We start from the raw sequence: 15,937 nt of genomic DNA on the forward strand, positions 1-15,937 counted from the left end.
GTTTTATAGCATGTTTGTTAATATTTTGATGAACTTTATGAATCATAAAGAAATAAATATAAGACAGCTTCAAGAATCGGACAAATCACAATTGGCAAGACTCGCCAACAATAGCAATATATCAAATAACTTAAGAGATTATTTTCCTAACCCTTATGATGATGAGGATGCCGAATCCTTTATTAAGATGACAATAGCACAGGATCCTACGACAAGCTTCGGGATAGAATTTGAAGGAGAACTTTGCGGAGTCATATCACTTATACTACAAAATGATATTTATAGAAAATCAGCAGAAATAGGATATTGGTTAGGAGAACCCTATTGGGGTAAAGGGATTACTACAAAAGCCGTAAGTCAAATAACCGAATATGGATTTGAAAAATTAAACCTGATCAGAATATATGCAGGAATTATCGAATATAATACAAGTTCGATGAGGGTTCTCGAAAAAAGTGGATTTAAAATGGAAGGAATATTCCAAAAAGCGATTATTAAGAATGATAAAATTTGGGATGAACATAGGTACTACATTTTAAATAAAGGGTACATAAAGAATAAAGATAAACAGTTGTGATGAACCTTTCTTTAATTATTTGTTAGTGTCTTATTTCTTTTCTATCCAGTACATTATTCCTAATGATAATGAACTAAGAATAAAAAAGCCTATAATTAAAGGAATTGCTGAACCATTATAACTAAACCCTATTAAGATCCCAAACGGAACCGAGATAAATGTTGATAATGAACCAACTACAGAACTTCCGATACCTGCAATAGCACCCAAAGGTTCCATGGCTAATGCACTTAAGTTTCCAAACAAAATACCAATAGAAAACAAAGAAATCATAAAATAGGTCATAATACTCCAAAAATTTAATGGATAATATAGATTTGATAATAAGAAAATAAATGAAGTTAAACTAAGAGTCACTAGTGCTACTCCCACCATATGCCGTACACCATATCGTAGTACAGCTTTTGCATTTATTAAAGATGCGCTTCCTATAAAAAGAGCAAGAATAGCAAAACAACCAACAAACAAATGGCTATAATTATAAGATTGGAAAATTTGTTGAATAGAACTTAAAAAACCTAGAAAAATACCAGAGACCAAACCAGTCACGACTGTATACCCAAAAGAAGTCCTGTTTGTGCAAATTTTAGAAATGATGTTGGCGATATTCATTATTGAAAATGATTTTCGTTGTTCTTTAGGTAATGTCTCGGGTTGTCGAATCATAAACCAAAATAGAGCTGCCAATGCCACAATAATTAGCATAAGAAAGATGTACCGCCAGGTTACAAAAAATAAAATTCCTTGACCTAATGCAGGAGCAATTGCGGGGACAATTATAAATATAGACATTACAAAAGACATAATTCTAGCCATGGCCAAACCTTCATATTGATCGCGAATTAGAGCTACGCTTATTATTCGAGGGCCTGATAATCCTATTCCTTGAAATAATCTACCAATAAGCATATACTCTAAGTTTTTGGAACAAAAAGAAATTAGACATCCTATAATGAAAATTGAAACCCCAAGGCATATAGCAGGTTTTCGTCCAATAAAATCAGACAATGTCCCAAAAAACAGTTGCCCAGTCGCAAGACCTAGAAAAAGAATCGAAATGATTAATTGTGTGTTATTGGTTTCTTCGGTTGTTAAGGTATTTGCAATCTCGTCTAATGCAGGTAGTAAGGCGTCTATAGCTAACGCTACAAGAGCCATAAGAGTAGCCATAAGAGAAACAAATTCAGTAATTGATAATGAATGCGTTTTTTTGTTCATAGGATTAAGTGTTATATGATGACAATGATAACACGAAATGAAACCTGAAGAGTTAGCTATATACTGCTATTATTTATGAATTTCAGCCAATTCCTTTTTTAATTCAGATGGAGTATGTTTTGTGTGATTAGTTATAAAGCGGTTATACGAATTTTGACTATCAAAATTTAATAGGTAAGATATTTCTTTATGAGACAATTCATTTACAGCTAGAAGTCGCTTTATTTCTAATAATAGATGTTCTTGAATGATTTCTTTTGGAGATTTCCCGAAGGAATTTCCAATTTCCTTGGTGAGTTTATTAATAGAGATATTCATTAATAATGCATACTCTTTCACCATTCTTTTTTTTCTAAAATGTTTTTGTACTAGTGATATAAACTGTAAAGCAGTATTGTTCTGTTGATTGACATCGTCTTGATATTCCTGATTTATAAATTCAAGAATTTCAATTAATATCAAACTGAAATAATTGGTGATTTTTTGAAAAGAGAACTCATCTCTACTGTCAAAAACAAGAAGTAATTTTTGAGTCAATACGAATAATTCATCGTATTTTGAATTTGTAAGAGTTAACTCTGTATACTTTTGAAGTAAATCCATCCATTCTAAATGAGCGGCAGAAAAGTTCAATAACAAAAATTCTTTTGAAAATTGAATTGAAATTCCATTTTCGTTTGGATTCCTTTTTAATAAATGTATCTGCCCAGGTGCAATAGTATAAATTGTCTTACTCTTGATTTTATAATCTTTGAAATCTATTTTTTGTTCCCCACCGTTTGCATTAAAAAAGAAAAGAATTTCGTAATAATTATGCCTATGAACTTGATTACTATCATAAGGGTTATCATGAGAAAGCCTATCAACAACGATTCCGTTATTATATTTTCTGTTAATATCGAGTTGATGGGTTTTGAATTTCATGAAAAACAATTATGGTGTATTAGTACTTAAAAATAGCAATGATATTACAAGTATAAGATAATTTGTTTGAAGGTATTAACTGTCAAATTTCATGAATTCTTGTTTAAAGAGGTATAAATAGAGAGAAGCTATATTATGATTCGATTAAAAAAAAGCATCCCGAATTTATCGGGATGCTTTTATTCTTTGATTATTGTATGAATACAATAGGAGTTATTTTGTTTCTTTCTGACTTTGTATACTCATTAATTCTACCTCAAAAATAAGATCGGTATTTGGAGGGATTCCTCGATTACCTCTTTCACCATAAGCAAGATGAGAAGGAACAAAAAGTATAGCTTTAGAGCCAACATTTTTTAACTGCAATATACCTTCTTTAAAACCAGCAATCATTTTTGCTTCAAGAGAATATTGCATTGGTGCAGGAGCATATCCTCTTGGATCTGCAGCTCTACGTTCGTCAAAAACACCAAGTTCTTTTGCCTTTTCAGCAATATTAGTATCAAAGACTCTTCCGTCTGTATAATATCCTGCATAATTTATATTCACAATTTCTCCTTGCTTGGGTTGTTGCCCATCTCCCTGATTTGTAAATACAATTTCAAGACCACTTTCTAATTTTGTTGCTGTGCTTTTCTGCTCATTAAACTTAGCAGCAATAGCTTCATTGCGCTCTTTTTTTACTCTTTCTTTTTCGGCCTTTTCTTTTTCAAGAACTTTTATCTTGTCTGTAAACGCAGTTTCTGTATTAAAAGCTTTAGCATCCGAACCTTTACGAATGATATTAACTTCCATCATTTTTATCTCTTCTTCAGGCTTATCTCCAGCGCCTGTTTTTGTAACACCAATGCTATCAATAATGTCCTGTCCCAAAACGATTTCTCCAAAAACGGTGTGTTTTCCATTTAACCATGGGGTTTCTTTTAATGTAATAAAAAATTGACTACCATTGGTATCTGGGCCAGAATTTGCCATAGATAAAATTCCTTTTGATTTGTGAGAAAGTGAATCCACAATCTCATCAGGAAATTTATACCCTGGATCTCCTGTACCGGTTCCTAAAGGATCCCCGGTCTGGATCATAAAATCTTTGATCACTCTGTGAAATATAATTCCGTTATAAAATTTCTTTCCTATATAGGTGCTATCTACCATAGTATTGGTGCCTTCTGCCAGAGAAACAAAGTTAGCAACTGTCATAGGAGTAAGATCATAGTGTAATTTTGCTACTGCAGTACCTTTGTTTGTAATGATTTCAGCATAAACACCTTCTTGCAAGTCTGGGTATTTTTCATTACAACTGTTGAGTGCTAATGCAATAATAGCTAAGAATAATAAATTTAATTTTTTCATTTTTGTTAATAATTAATTTTCTGTTGTTGATTCTTTTGTAATTGTATTAAGTGTTACTTCTGCTATTAACGGAATATTTGTGCCAATCTTATTATCATCCCCATAATATCCATATGCTTGATAAGAAGGAAAGAGAAATGTTACCATTTCACCTTGTTTCATAAGTTTTAATCCTTCTCTAAGACCTAAAAAAAGTTCTTCTTTGTCAATACGATAAGTAGTTGTATTTAGTTCTTGTTGCGAATAAATTACAGTACCACCTAAATCTTTTAAGTTATAATCGAAGGTTACTATATCTCCAAATTGTGGTGTGGTAGTAGATATGGTATCTTTTTTAGTATAGAAATACCAGAAACCTGTTTCTGAAGTTATATAATTGTTAGTAGAGTCTTCATTAATAATTTTTTGAATTCTACCCTCTTCTCTTGCGGCGAGTTCTTTATTACGATTAATAGATTCACTAATAAAAGAGCCGGATTTAATGCTTATTGGTCTTCGAGCTTCAGGTGTTTTACATGAAGAAAATAAAAAAAGAAGACAGAGCGTGTGAAGGGCTAATCTCATTGATTCAGGACTTTTTTATAAGTTGGTAAGATACTAATAAATTTTTCAACAGTATCAGATAATGATAGATTACTTCTACCTCCAGCAGCGTTATTGTGACCACCTCCTTCAAAATGATTTCTAGAGAATTCGTTTACCGAAAAATCACCCTTAGAGCGTAAAGAGATTTTAATAATCTCTTCTCCTTTATTTTCTATAAAGATGGCGGCAAATTTAATTCCTTTTATAGAAAGTCCAAAATTTACAAAACCTTCAGTATCCCCTTTTTTGAAACTATGTTGATCCAGTTCTTTTTGAGATAAAGTGATGAATGCTGTCTTATATTCTGGTAGTACTCTTAGGTTATTTAATGCAATACCTTTTAATTGAATTTTGGACAGTGTATTAGTATCATAAATGTTTTCATGAATTCTGGTATTATCTGCTCCTCGATCGATCAGATCAGCTAGTACTTTATGAGTGGTACTCGTTGTAGATCTATATCTAAAAGACCCAGTATCTGTCATTATTCCGACATAAATACAGGTTGCGGCCTCTGAAGTGATTTTATCCAGATCATTCAGTTTTTCTATGAAATGATATATCATCTGACAAGTAGAACTCATACTTGGATCACTATAAGTTACTTCTGCGTAATCATCGGGTTGTTGATGATGATCAATCATAATAAAGGTGGCTTTGGTTTTTGCCAAAACATTTTCCATATCACCGCTTCTAGAAAAATGATTAAAATCTAAAGTAAAGATAAGATCTGCTTTTTCGATTTTAGAAAGGGCATTTTTAGTAGCATTATCATACTTAAGGATAGTATCTTCGCCAGGGATCCATTTTAAAAAAAGAGGATAATCATTTGGCGTAATAACCGTAACATCATGTCCAAAAGAAATAAGATAATGATATAATGCCAGACTAGAACCTATAGCATCCCCATCAGGGTTTTTATGGGTTACAATAACAATATTTTTTGAAGTAGACAGAAGTCTTCTTATCTTGTTTGTTTCATTAGTATTCATAAGTCAGCGAAGATACAATAAATAATATTTTAGTAATATTAGAACAATTAATTTTGTAGAGTTATTAAATTTGATAATCATGAGATATATTGATCATTTTCTTGTTGTATTCTTTTGTGTAATTCAATTATCTTTTTCACAAGACAAAACATCATCACCTGATTTTGTTATAGCCTTCGGAAGCTGTAATAACCAGAACAGTTCTCAGCCTTTCTGGAATGAGATCTTAAAGAATAGCCCAGATCTATTTATTTGGGGCGGAGATAATATCTATGCAGATTCTGATGATATGTCTAAAATAAAAAATGATTATAGAATACAAAACAGTAATCCTGATTATCAAAAATTAAAGAAAGTAGTTCCTGTAATGGCTACTTGGGATGATCATGATTATGGTAAAAATGACGCAGGAGTAGAGTGGTATAAAAAAGAAGAAAGTCAACAATTATTTCTAGATTTTTTAGAGGTTGCAAAAAATGCCCCTATAAGAGCTCAGAATGGGATTTATACTTCTCGGGTTTTCGAAATTGAAAAAGGGAGCGTAAAAGTGATCGTTCTGGATACCCGATTTTTTAGATCTGCTTTAAGAAAAAGTACAGAAGAAGGAAGACGTTATGAACCATATGAAAATAATGAGGGAACTGTATTGGGAGCAGCGCAATGGAAATGGTTAGAAAAAGAGTTGGCATCCAATTATTCTGATTTTGTTCTTATTGTGAGTAGTATTCAATTTTTATCATCAGAACATGGTTTTGAAACTTGGGGAAATTTTCCTCACGAGGTAAAACGACTAAATGATATCCTAATAAATAAAGGAGTGAGAAATGCAATATTGCTCAGTGGAGACCGACATATTTCTGAGTTTTCTATGACAAGGATAAAAGGGCTTAAATACCCGTTAATTGATTTCACCTCTAGTGGTTTAACTCATTCTTATACAGGATACAAGGGGGAGTCTAATAGACATAGGATTGGGCGAGTAATTTCAACTCCAAGTTTTGGAACGTTAAAATTTGATCTTGATTCTTATACCGTAACCATGCAGATTCGAGGTGAAAATAATATTGTATTACAAGAGTTTAAAAAACAATATCCCAAAAATTAGATTTTGAAATGTAATTTTCTTTACTGTAGAAAGATGAGTAAATCTATTCAGATGTAAATAATTGATTCTTGATATTACTCATTTCATATAATAATTCTTGTTTTTGATGCTTTTATATATATTTTTGCACAAAAAATTTAAAAATCGGGTTTAAAATACCTAAATAATAATTTGAAATACTTCTGATTTACAGAGGTGTTAGATAACAAAAACATACAATGGCAACAAACAGAACTTTTACAATGCTTAAACCGGATGCGGTAAGAAAAGGATATATTGGAGGAATTATTGAGCAAATTACTGCTTCAGGGTTTAGAATTGTAGCAATGAAATTAACTCAACTCACTACAGATGATGCAGCAGCATTTTATGCAGTTCATAAGGAACGTCCTTTTTATGGAGAATTAGTAGAATATATGACAAGTGGTCCAATTGTAGCGGCTATTTTAGAAAAAGAAAATGCTGTAGAAGATTTCAGAACTTTAATAGGCGCAACAAATCCTGAAGAAGCTGCAGAAGGAACTATTCGTAAAAAGTATGCTACTTCTATTAGTGAAAACGCTGTACATGGTAGTGATAGTGATGAAAATGCTGCTATTGAAGGAGCTTTTCATTTTTCAGGAAGAGAGCAGTTCTAAAAAGATATATTTCTTATATAAAAAAGCTGTCTGTGTACACAGACAGCTTTTTTGAATTTTGTAAATTGATTATATCTGTTCTTTTATTTTTTTAGGAATACCATCTTTATGAAGTAAAATCCCTACGGTTTTCATTCTAAAATATGCTTCAGACATATAAAGATACCCATGTTGAGCCCCTTTGACTCCCCACGAGTTTTTGATTTTATAATACGTTTTTCCTTTTTTATCAACTCCTTTTCCAACTAAATGCATTAAGTGATCATCTGTAGTATTGTAGTTTTCGAATTCTCTTTGCCGAGATTCGGAAGTAACTTTCTCTTCTTCAGCATACTCTTTAAATGCATTTTCACGTTTTTTTTCATTAGTAAGAATTGCTAAACCACTTTTTTGAGAAAACCCGATTTCACTTACATCTCCATCCCAGGCTACAGTATACCCTTCTTTTAAAGCATGATCAACTACTTGTTGTAACTCATCAAGTGGAATGTTATGGTATATACCATTAGAGAAATTATCTGGAATTTCTAGAATGAAATTACTATTCATGGGGTGATGGGTGAAAGAAGTTAACGTGATGTAGTTATTTGCATCAATCCCGAGTTCTTTAGCAAATTCAATAGGGGTATACGTCTTATTATTATAGTTAAAAGTGTTAGGTCTTTTTCCAATATAGATATCTAACATTGCTTCGTAACTTTTCCACCAGTTTTTTGAAAGAATTTTGTGTTTTACCGCATTATCAACCATATTGGTTAATAATTTAATTAACTCACTATGATCATGACGTTCTGCAATATTTCCAGCAAAACCCGTATAAATTTCATTAGGAATAATCCCGTATTTGCGAATAGATTTTATAACATCATGTGAGAGTGCTCCTTCGCTAAACTGAGCCTTTCCTTGTCTTAAGATATAATTTCTTGCTTTATCAGTATATGTATTTCTAACCTGAAATAATTCTGATAAATTGTGAACTCCATGTCCTAAACGAGCAACCTCTGACTCGATATAAGAGGTGGTAGAAAAACTCCAGCAGGTACCTGTTTTTCCTTGACTAATAACAGGATTACATTGAAGAGATATTTTATCTGTGATGCTATAATCAGGATGTGTTTTTTGAGCATATCCTATAGATAAAAATAGAAACATGCAATTAATAAAAAAGAGTTTTTTCATTTTAATTATATAATTTGTAGGTGATGAAGGTACAAGAAAATAGATAAAAAATTGAATAGTTAACTACCAAAAGACCCTGAAGCTAATATTTGGAGTGATTCCTAGTGACAGTATATCAGAATTGATAAACTGATTGTTCAGAGAATTGGTCGTCCTAAACTCTCTGTTTAGTAAATTCCTTTTATTATATAAATTTAAAACAGAAAGTCCAATGCGATAATTGATATTGGAATTATATCCTATTTTAAAATCGTAAATAGCAGAGAAATCCAGCCTGTGATATTCGGGAAGATTATTACTATTAATCTCATCAAATTCTAAGATTACAATTTCACCACTTTCATCTACTCCTGATACATTGGTAAAGACTTTTCCTGTATGCCAAATCCAACCTAAAGAGAATTGGAAATTATTAACTCTATAGAATTGAGACCATTTTACGGTATGTTCAATGTTCCAATTTCCAGGAAAAGATTCATCATTATTAATGTCTTCAAATGTATTACTGGTATTGATATATGAGTAGCTTACCCATGTTTTATAATTTTTGAATCTTTTTTTTAGAAAAAAATCAACTCCAAAAACTCTACTCTCTCCTATATGATAGGTGTTATCAATTGGGTTAATAAAACCAGAAGTTAGCGTAGTGATATCTTCGATTTGTTTGTAATAGCCGTCAATGTCCAAATACCATTTGTTTTTTCTAAAACTGCTTCCTAAAGTAAATTGATAACTACTAATTACTGGGAATTGATCATTATTAGCTAATGTCCAGACTTTGTTTTCTAGCGATAAATCACTGACCACGGATTCTTGTATCTGACTAGTAGCTTGACTTCTGTATTCTAAGCTAGTGTTAACTTCCCAGTTTTTAGTAATATATTTTTGAGCAAAAATCCGGGGCTCTATATAGGTTTTGTCAAGTTCTGCGTAAAAATTAAATCGTAATCCGACAGATACATAAAAGCTTTTTGGATTATCTAAAGTGTATTCTGCATATGCTGCATGAGTATTTAAAAAACTATCATCTTCATCCAAAATAAGTTGATAACCGGGGGTGGCTGTTACAAAAGCATATTTGATTGTATTGTTTGATAATTGATAACCGCCAGAGATACTTTGGTATTTTGATATTTTGTAATTCAATCCAAGTTCGGCACCAAAATCTCCAATACTGTTTTTTTTACTTTCAATTTCTGTTATGGCTCCCAAGTTTCTTGTGATAAATTGATAATTTAGAAGGTATTTGGTGTAATATCCACTTACTTTGGTGTTGAAATTATTACTGTATACGTGACTCCATTTAAAATTATATCCTTCATTCTCTGTAGTAAGCTCATCATTAAAAGATTCGGTAGTGTCACTTCTTCTAAAATCTAAGTCATTTTTACTATAAATGGTATTAATTTCTATTTTATCACTATCTGATGGTTGTAGAATTAGGTTTGCATTATAATCTAAGTAGAAAAAATCATTATCTTCATCATTAAGGGGATCAGTCTCGGCAATTTTAGTATTCTGAAAAACACGATCAGAGAGCTGTTTGTAGGTAAATGTTTTTAAAACATCGGTGTATGATCTTCTTCCTGATACCTGAATTGATATTTTATCTTGTAAGACAGGAATATGCGCTACGATATCTGCATTGATCATATTAAAACCGGCACCACCTGAAAACCGTTCTGCAATTTGATTTTCTGATTTAATATCAATCACTCCTGCAATTCGATCTCCATATTGAGCACTAACACCGCTTTTAGAAAAATTAACCTCTTTAGCTACATATGGATTAAACGCAGATAGCATACCAAATAGATGTCCTTGGTGATAGGTCTTTATGCCATTCCATAATACTAGATTTTGGTTAGGAGAACTTCCTCTTACAAATAATCCGGAAGCAGTCTCAAAAGGGTTGTTAACACCTGGAGTGAGTTGTATTGTTTGTAAAATGTCTGGTTCTGTACGGCCGGGGAGGACTTCTACGTTATTTAAGTCAATATGGATTACTTCTTTATTTTGGGTAATTCCTTTGGCTAAATATTCCTGAATAAAAACTTCATCAAGAATTTCTTCATGTGCATTGGTAAGGTTTATTTTAATACACTCGTCAGTTAAAAATGATTTAGAATTCAAAATTCTTTGACGAAACCCCGGAGCACTAATTAAAATAACAGAATTGTATGGTACTTGACTACTTTCAAAATAACCTTTATTATCTGTAGTTACATTAGTACGATTAGCTTTGAAAAAGATTCCTATATCCTTAAGTGGTTTTTGCTCTTCATCTAAAATATATCCACAAACAGTGATACGATCTCTTTTATCCAAAGCACTGATAGTAACAAAGTTTTTTCCGGTGATTTTAAACTTTAATTTCGTTTGTTGTTGTAGTTGTTTAATTAAATTGTCTAGAGAATCTTCAGAATTTAGTATTAGAGAGATATTTTCATCCTCTATTAAGGTGTCGATATAAGAAAATTTAAGATTGTAGAATTCTTCAATTATAGGAATTACTGAGGGTAGTGGTTTGTTATTAATAGTAATGACTTTTGCTTCTTCTTGAGAAGAAACAGATATGCTGCATAACAAAAGGCATACACATAAAAGTCTTATCATTCTATTATTTTTCTAATACCACGGTCTTACTATCTTTCGATAGGCTATACTTCATGCCTAAGGTACTAAAAACTGTTCTAAGAGCAACTTCCTTATTATTGTTTGGAAAAGTTCCTGTGTATATAGTTTCGAGATTTATCTCTGTTGTTTTAATTTTTAAATCATATTGTTCTTCAAGTTCGTTAAATACATATTTGATAGGTATACTTCTAAACGAACTTGTATTATTAAGCCAGGATGGTTTCTGAGTATCAAAAGTCCAGCTTTCTGGGGCAGTATTTTCTAGATTTCTATATCCTTTTCCTGCTGTTAGAATATTTTTATTTTCCTTATTAACAACACTAACTTTCCCTTCAAAACAAGTAACTTCAAAAAGAGTATTTTGAGATTGTACGTTAAATTGAGTTCCTAGTACAGAGACTTTTCCATTTTTGGTTGTAACAGTGAATTTGCTTCCTTTTTTTACTTTAAAAAAAGCTTCTCCTTCTAAGGTCACCATTCTATTTTTCTTCCAATTTTTCTCATCAAAGCTTGCAGTCGATTTGGCATTTAAGATCATTTCGGATCCATCTGGCAATGTTACAGTTAATTGCTCTCCATAGTTGGCATTAAAAGATTCGCTGGGTTTAAATAAAAATATCCCTAAAATAATTACGATTGAAGCGGCAACTGCTATGTAAGGCCATAATTTTATAACCGAATTAGATTTTTCTTTTGATGTATAACTTGATTTAGATTTTAAAGTAGAGAGTTCTTTTTCTATATCATAATCTGTTAGATCCAAAGCGTCAGCACCGGCCATTATTTTTACATAATGCTCATACTCAGGGTGAGACTTAAACTCACGAAGTTCTTCCTCAGAAAGCTCTCCGTTAATCCACCTGGATAAGAATATATCATCTTTTTTATCGTCTAACATAACTTCGGTATATAATATGTGAACGTTTTATTTTTAAATTACCCTACCTTTTTATATTAAAAAGTTTTCTAGGTCAATAGGCATATTCTAAATATTTCCTATTTTTTTTCTTAATGTTATCAATGCTTTGTGCATTAATTTCTCTATAGCTTTTACAGAAACATTCGATAGTTCTGCAATTTCCTTATATGTTTTTTTATCTATTCGACTTAGCAGAAACACTTCTCTTTGACGTTCTGATAAATCTGCAATTGCACTTTTTAATTTTTCCATATACTCTTTTTCAAGAGCAATAAATTCTGGTGATTCGTGATTGATGTCTGTTTTACGTTGTATAATGTAATCTCTGTATTTGAACCTCACTTTTTGATGTCGTGTAACGCTAATACCAAGATTAGTAGCAATTGTATAAATGTAACTTTTAGCCTTATCTATAGAAACTTTAGAGCAATTATTCCAGAGTTTAATAAATGCATCTTGAACAATATCTTCGGCCTGTTCCAGATCTCCAAATTTATAATATATGTAATTCCTCAAAAGTTTGGAGTTACTCTTGAAAAATTCGTCAAAGACTTGCTCGTTACAAGTAGAATTTTTGTTGTCAGACATCTGGGAAATAAAATATACTTCCAAAACTAGATTTTTTTTTCAAGCTATCAAAAAATAAAAAAATAAAGTATGGGGTAGGGTAATTTTTTTTTGAGTCGTTTCATTTTAAGAGAGGTTTAAAAAGCTTCTTAAGAAAATTTACTAACCCCAAAAATTATTCATGATGAAAAAATTTAGTATTTGGTATACGTTGATATTTGCACTTTTGTTAGGATTTATCTCTTGCGAAACGGAAGATTTTAATAATGATCCAGAGGTTGAGATCGTTATTGATAACAAAGAAGGAAGTGCCGTTTATAGTTTTGAAGCTAAAACCAACGGAATTAACAATGATGCAGAAATAATTTGGTCTGTTGATGGAAATGATATAGAAGGAGAAGATAAAGAAAATATCATCAATCAGATTATGGACTACCTGTTTGAACCTGGAAAACACACAATTTGTGTTAGAATAATAACAGAAGAGAGAACGGTAGAAGCCTGTGCTGATATAGAAGTAGAGGTAGATGAAAATAACCCTTGTCCTGATTTGTTTTTTAGAAGTAAGCATTACCAAGGGCGATCTACTTATAAATTTATTGCAGATTTTAAAGAAATTCAAGAGGTATCTTATGGGTGGTATATTAATGGCGAATTAGTAGAAGATTCTGCACCTAATGAAAATAATTATTTTATATGGAATTTTAAAGAGCCGGGAAGGTATGAAGTATGTATCAAAACAGAAACACCAAATTGCCCAGAAGGGGTTTCTTATTGTAAAGTTATAGAAGTCGAAGCATCTGATTTAGCTTGTCCAGAAGTTTCTTTTACAAAAGAAATGGAACCAGAAACAATGGGGACGTATACTTTTGATGCGAAGATAGAAGGTGTAGATGAGGTAAGCCAAATACTATGGTTTGTTGATGGAAAGGTTGTAGACTCACCAAAAAATGATAATGATTCGCAGATAGGAAATAGAACTCTTATATATCAATTTGATTCTGGTGTTCATGAAGTATGTTTAAAAGTGATTACTCCTGATTGCCAAGAAGGAGTGAAATATTGTAAAGAGATAAGAGTAGGGGATTGCCCAGATCTGTTCTTTGAACCAGAACGAGATGGAGATAAAGCCGCGTATTATTTCTACCCTCGTGCATTTGAAGGAATTGATAATATTACTCTAGAATGGTTTGTTAATAAGAAATATGTTGGTAAATCACCAGAATTCCCTCATAATAATCCGTTTTATCATGAATTTGATGGGCCAGGGAGGTATGAAGTGTGTTTGATGATAGAGACTCCAGAATGTCCTAACGGAACATCATTTTGTAAGATTATAGAATTTGAATAATTACTTAATTTTCTATTCATCAAAGAATAGATTATATAATACAATAAGTTAGTTAGGTTAGATTAATTAGGTTGATTCCCTGGGAGCAAGGCCATGCTTCTGGGGAATTTTTGTTTATAGGATTACGATATATATTATTTATGATTAGTAATCTATAAAAATAAAGTTGAATGACAGAGTTTGATATAAGGATTTGAAAGAAAATTTATATAAACTTTTTTGATTCTTCTTTTACAATCTTAGGATAATATACAAGATAAGTCACTTGTTTTTTTTGGTGCTTTAGAGTAGTTTTCCGTTCAATGGGTAGGTGGTTGCTATATAAAACGAGTCAATATTGTTAAAAAAAAACAGCTACAATATTGATATAAAAAATAGGGGTGAGATTTTCTATCTCACCCCTATGAATTATGCTAATAATTTATTGGAATATTGACTAATTCAAATCCCAGAAAAGTTTTGTTTCGGCAAGATCGCCACCTATAGCAGCAGAGCCTGCTGTCCAATTTGTAGGGTTTAAAGTTTGCTCAATAACAGGATATGTATATCTGTTTGGAAAACCAGATTTAGGTTTATCCGGAGTAGCTAATGTTGGGAAATCTAAAAGTCTGATTGAAGTCCAAGCTTCTAAACCTCTATTAAACAAGGCTATCCATTTTTGATTACCTATTACTTCTTTCCAAGGAGTAGTTGCAGTACTTGCTGCCAAGGCAGTATCATAATCTACCGTTGGTTGAGCAAGGTATGTCATTGCATCTGCATTTGATCCTCCCCAGCTTTCTATTGATTCTACTACAGCAATATCGTAATGACTCTTTGCTGTTCCTCCAACTGCAAAAGTTCTAGCAGCAGCTTCAGCTAATAAAAACTCAACTTCTGCATAATCAAGAATTACACCAGGAGTTGTAGCTGCTTCTACTTGAGCAGATACATGAGAATGTGAATCAAAATCCGAGGTCATACCAATACCTCCGCCAATATAATTTCCAGTTCCAGGTACTTCTAAAAAGTACAAAGGTCTTCTAGGGTCATTTAATGTGTTCATCATATCTACAATAGTAACCGCAGCAACAAAATCATTTCTCCCACTCAAAACTAAATTATTATGAATAGGATTTGTGTTTGGTGCAGCTGCTAGATATGTGAAATTAGCATTATCAGCTCTGCTGGTAAATACACCACTTGTTACGGCATCTTCTACCGTAGTTTTAGCAAATGCATTATCCACATCAGATAGTAGAATACCCATTCTTAGTTTTAAAGAAGCAGCAAATTTTTTCCATAGTGATGTATCTCCACCATAAATATTATCTGCAAGTCCAAAACTTCCTTTGCTTGTGTCTAATGCATTAATAGTAACTGTAAGTCTTTCTATAAGAGTTTTATATACCGTCTCACCTTCATCATATGTAGGTAATAAGTCATCAATGTCTAAGGCTTCTGCGTAGGGAACGTTTCCAAAAGTTTCTACTAAGATGCTATAAGTATAAACGGTTAATATTTCTATTACCTGAAGCTTATTGGCTTTAGTCTCAATATCTGTAGGTAGTGAATATTGAGTTTCTTCAATAACCTTAGCTGCTTCATCTAAATCTTTTAAAACATCTTTATAAAGAACACTCCAATGCGTAGCTGGAATGGTTCTTGTTACTTGGTCATATTGACTTTCTTGTAAATATGTTGTTTCCTGTAAATATTGTGCCCAGAGTTTGGTGTTATTGTTATTAACATTTAAATCAACCACTTGGTCAACTAAATTCTTCTGCGCACCAGTAAACAATGTTTCTCCAGGAACAGAAGATGGATCTTTAATATTCTCATTCAAACTCTCGAGGTTGTCCGAACAAGATGCTATAATTACCGCGGTAATTAGAATTAATATTTTTTTCATC

At 31.9% G+C, this 15,937-nt stretch carries 14 protein-coding genes; 4 read left to right on the forward strand and 10 right to left on the reverse strand.

Annotated features, from left to right (window positions below; genetic code table 11):
* Window positions 1–37: 37 nt before the first annotated feature.
* Window positions 38–577 carry a GNAT family N-acetyltransferase gene (locus ATE84_RS10420; RefSeq protein ID WP_101450964.1) on the forward strand — a complete coding sequence of 180 codons (540 nt, stop codon included), beginning with the start codon at window positions 38–40 and terminating at the stop codon, window positions 575–577.
* A 30-nt stretch (window positions 578–607) separates the two neighbouring features.
* Here ATE84_RS10420 and ATE84_RS10425 read toward each other — a convergent pair whose 3' ends face one another.
* The 5 genes from ATE84_RS10425 to ATE84_RS10445 form a co-directional block, all read right to left on the reverse strand.
* A complete protein-coding gene (locus ATE84_RS10425) occupies window positions 608–1,795 on the reverse strand; it encodes a multidrug effflux MFS transporter (RefSeq protein ID WP_101447896.1) in 1,188 nt (395 codons plus the stop codon).
* 69 nt (window positions 1,796–1,864) lie between these two features.
* Window positions 1,865–2,719: an AraC family transcriptional regulator gene (locus tag ATE84_RS10430; RefSeq protein WP_101447897.1), complete on the reverse strand. Its 855-nt coding sequence runs from the start codon at window positions 2,717–2,719 to the stop codon at window positions 1,865–1,867.
* A 213-nt stretch (window positions 2,720–2,932) separates the two neighbouring features.
* Window positions 2,933–4,072 (reverse strand): peptidylprolyl isomerase, encoded by a 1,140-nt coding sequence (locus tag ATE84_RS10435; protein WP_101447898.1) that lies wholly within the window; start codon window positions 4,070–4,072, stop codon window positions 2,933–2,935.
* A gap of 12 nt (window positions 4,073–4,084) precedes the next feature.
* Window positions 4,085–4,636, reverse strand: coding sequence for a gliding motility-associated peptidyl-prolyl isomerase GldI (gldI, locus tag ATE84_RS10440; RefSeq protein WP_101447899.1), 552 nt, complete (start codon window positions 4,634–4,636; stop codon window positions 4,085–4,087).
* Window positions 4,633–5,649, reverse strand: coding sequence for a bifunctional oligoribonuclease/PAP phosphatase NrnA (locus tag ATE84_RS10445; protein ID WP_101447900.1), 1,017 nt, complete (start codon window positions 5,647–5,649; stop codon window positions 4,633–4,635). Before ATE84_RS10445 ends, gldI begins: the two co-directional genes overlap by 4 nt.
* Before the next feature lie 79 nt (window positions 5,650–5,728).
* Between ATE84_RS10445 and ATE84_RS10450 the strand changes: the two genes are divergently transcribed.
* Window positions 5,729–6,754, forward strand: a complete 1,026-nt coding sequence (locus ATE84_RS10450) for an alkaline phosphatase D family protein (RefSeq protein ID WP_101447901.1) — start codon at window positions 5,729–5,731, stop codon at window positions 6,752–6,754.
* A gap of 218 nt (window positions 6,755–6,972) precedes the next feature.
* Window positions 6,973–7,392: a nucleoside-diphosphate kinase gene (locus ATE84_RS10455; protein ID WP_024768690.1), complete on the forward strand. Its 420-nt coding sequence runs from the start codon at window positions 6,973–6,975 to the stop codon at window positions 7,390–7,392.
* A gap of 69 nt (window positions 7,393–7,461) precedes the next feature.
* On the opposite strand, the gene ATE84_RS10460 is transcribed toward ATE84_RS10455, so the two are convergent.
* The 4 genes from ATE84_RS10460 to ATE84_RS10475 all read right to left on the reverse strand — a co-directional run bounded on the left by ATE84_RS10460 (window position 7,462) and on the right by ATE84_RS10475 (window position 12,715).
* A complete protein-coding gene (locus ATE84_RS10460; protein WP_101447902.1) occupies window positions 7,462–8,571 on the reverse strand; it encodes a C1 family peptidase in 1,110 nt (369 codons plus the stop codon).
* Window positions 8,572–8,634: 63 nt separating this feature from the next.
* Window positions 8,635–11,187 (reverse strand): TonB-dependent receptor plug domain-containing protein, encoded by a 2,553-nt coding sequence (locus tag ATE84_RS10465; RefSeq protein ID WP_101447903.1) that lies wholly within the window; start codon window positions 11,185–11,187, stop codon window positions 8,635–8,637.
* A 4-nt stretch (window positions 11,188–11,191) separates the two neighbouring features.
* Complete coding sequence (locus ATE84_RS10470) at window positions 11,192–12,106, reverse strand: FecR family protein (RefSeq protein ID WP_101447904.1); 915 nt, start codon at window positions 12,104–12,106, stop codon at window positions 11,192–11,194.
* Window positions 12,107–12,193: 87 nt separating this feature from the next.
* Window positions 12,194–12,715: an RNA polymerase sigma factor gene (locus ATE84_RS10475; protein ID WP_101447905.1), complete on the reverse strand. Its 522-nt coding sequence runs from the start codon at window positions 12,713–12,715 to the stop codon at window positions 12,194–12,196.
* Window positions 12,716–12,878: 163 nt separating this feature from the next.
* Here ATE84_RS10475 and ATE84_RS10480 point away from each other — a divergent pair, with 163 nt between their 5' ends.
* Entirely contained in the window at window positions 12,879–14,045 is a 1,167-nt protein-coding gene (locus ATE84_RS10480) for a hypothetical protein (protein ID WP_101447906.1), read from the forward strand.
* Window positions 14,046–14,481: 436 nt separating this feature from the next.
* Here ATE84_RS10480 and ATE84_RS10485 read toward each other — a convergent pair whose 3' ends face one another.
* On the reverse strand, window positions 14,482–15,936 hold the full coding sequence (locus ATE84_RS10485; RefSeq protein WP_101447907.1) for a SusD/RagB family nutrient-binding outer membrane lipoprotein: 1,455 nt from the start codon (window positions 15,934–15,936) through the stop codon (window positions 14,482–14,484).
* Window position 15,937: the final 1 nt, after the last annotated feature.

This window comes from Aquimarina sp. MAR_2010_214 (genome assembly GCF_002846555.1).
Lineage (GTDB): Bacteria > Bacteroidota > Bacteroidia > Flavobacteriales > Flavobacteriaceae > Aquimarina.

Bases quoted from the DNA above. Each gene is read 5' to 3' on its own strand.
- ATE84_RS10420 (WP_101450964.1), top strand. From the start codon at position 38: ATGAATCATAAAGAAATAAATATAAGACAGCTTCAAGAATCGGACAAA.
- ATE84_RS10425 (WP_101447896.1), bottom strand. From the start codon at position 1,795: ATGAACAAAAAAACGCATTCATTATCAATTACTGAATTTGTTTCTCTT.
- ATE84_RS10430 (WP_101447897.1), bottom strand. From the start codon at position 2,719: ATGAAATTCAAAACCCATCAACTCGATATTAACAGAAAATATAATAAC.
- ATE84_RS10435 (WP_101447898.1), bottom strand. From the start codon at position 4,072: ATGAAAAAATTAAATTTATTATTCTTAGCTATTATTGCATTAGCACTC.
- gldI (WP_101447899.1), bottom strand. From the start codon at position 4,636: ATGAGATTAGCCCTTCACACGCTCTGTCTTCTTTTTTTATTTTCTTCA.
- ATE84_RS10445 (WP_101447900.1), bottom strand. From the start codon at position 5,649: ATGAATACTAATGAAACAAACAAGATAAGAAGACTTCTGTCTACTTCA.
- ATE84_RS10450 (WP_101447901.1), top strand. From the start codon at position 5,729: ATGAGATATATTGATCATTTTCTTGTTGTATTCTTTTGTGTAATTCAA.
- ATE84_RS10455 (WP_024768690.1), top strand. From the start codon at position 6,973: ATGGCAACAAACAGAACTTTTACAATGCTTAAACCGGATGCGGTAAGA.
- ATE84_RS10460 (WP_101447902.1), bottom strand. From the start codon at position 8,571: ATGAAAAAACTCTTTTTTATTAATTGCATGTTTCTATTTTTATCTATA.
- ATE84_RS10465 (WP_101447903.1), bottom strand. From the start codon at position 11,187: ATGATAAGACTTTTATGTGTATGCCTTTTGTTATGCAGCATATCTGTT.
- ATE84_RS10470 (WP_101447904.1), bottom strand. From the start codon at position 12,106: ATGTTAGACGATAAAAAAGATGATATATTCTTATCCAGGTGGATTAAC.
- ATE84_RS10475 (WP_101447905.1), bottom strand. From the start codon at position 12,715: ATGTCTGACAACAAAAATTCTACTTGTAACGAGCAAGTCTTTGACGAA.
- ATE84_RS10480 (WP_101447906.1), top strand. From the start codon at position 12,879: ATGAAAAAATTTAGTATTTGGTATACGTTGATATTTGCACTTTTGTTA.
- ATE84_RS10485 (WP_101447907.1), bottom strand. From the start codon at position 15,936: ATGAAAAAAATATTAATTCTAATTACCGCGGTAATTATAGCATCTTGT.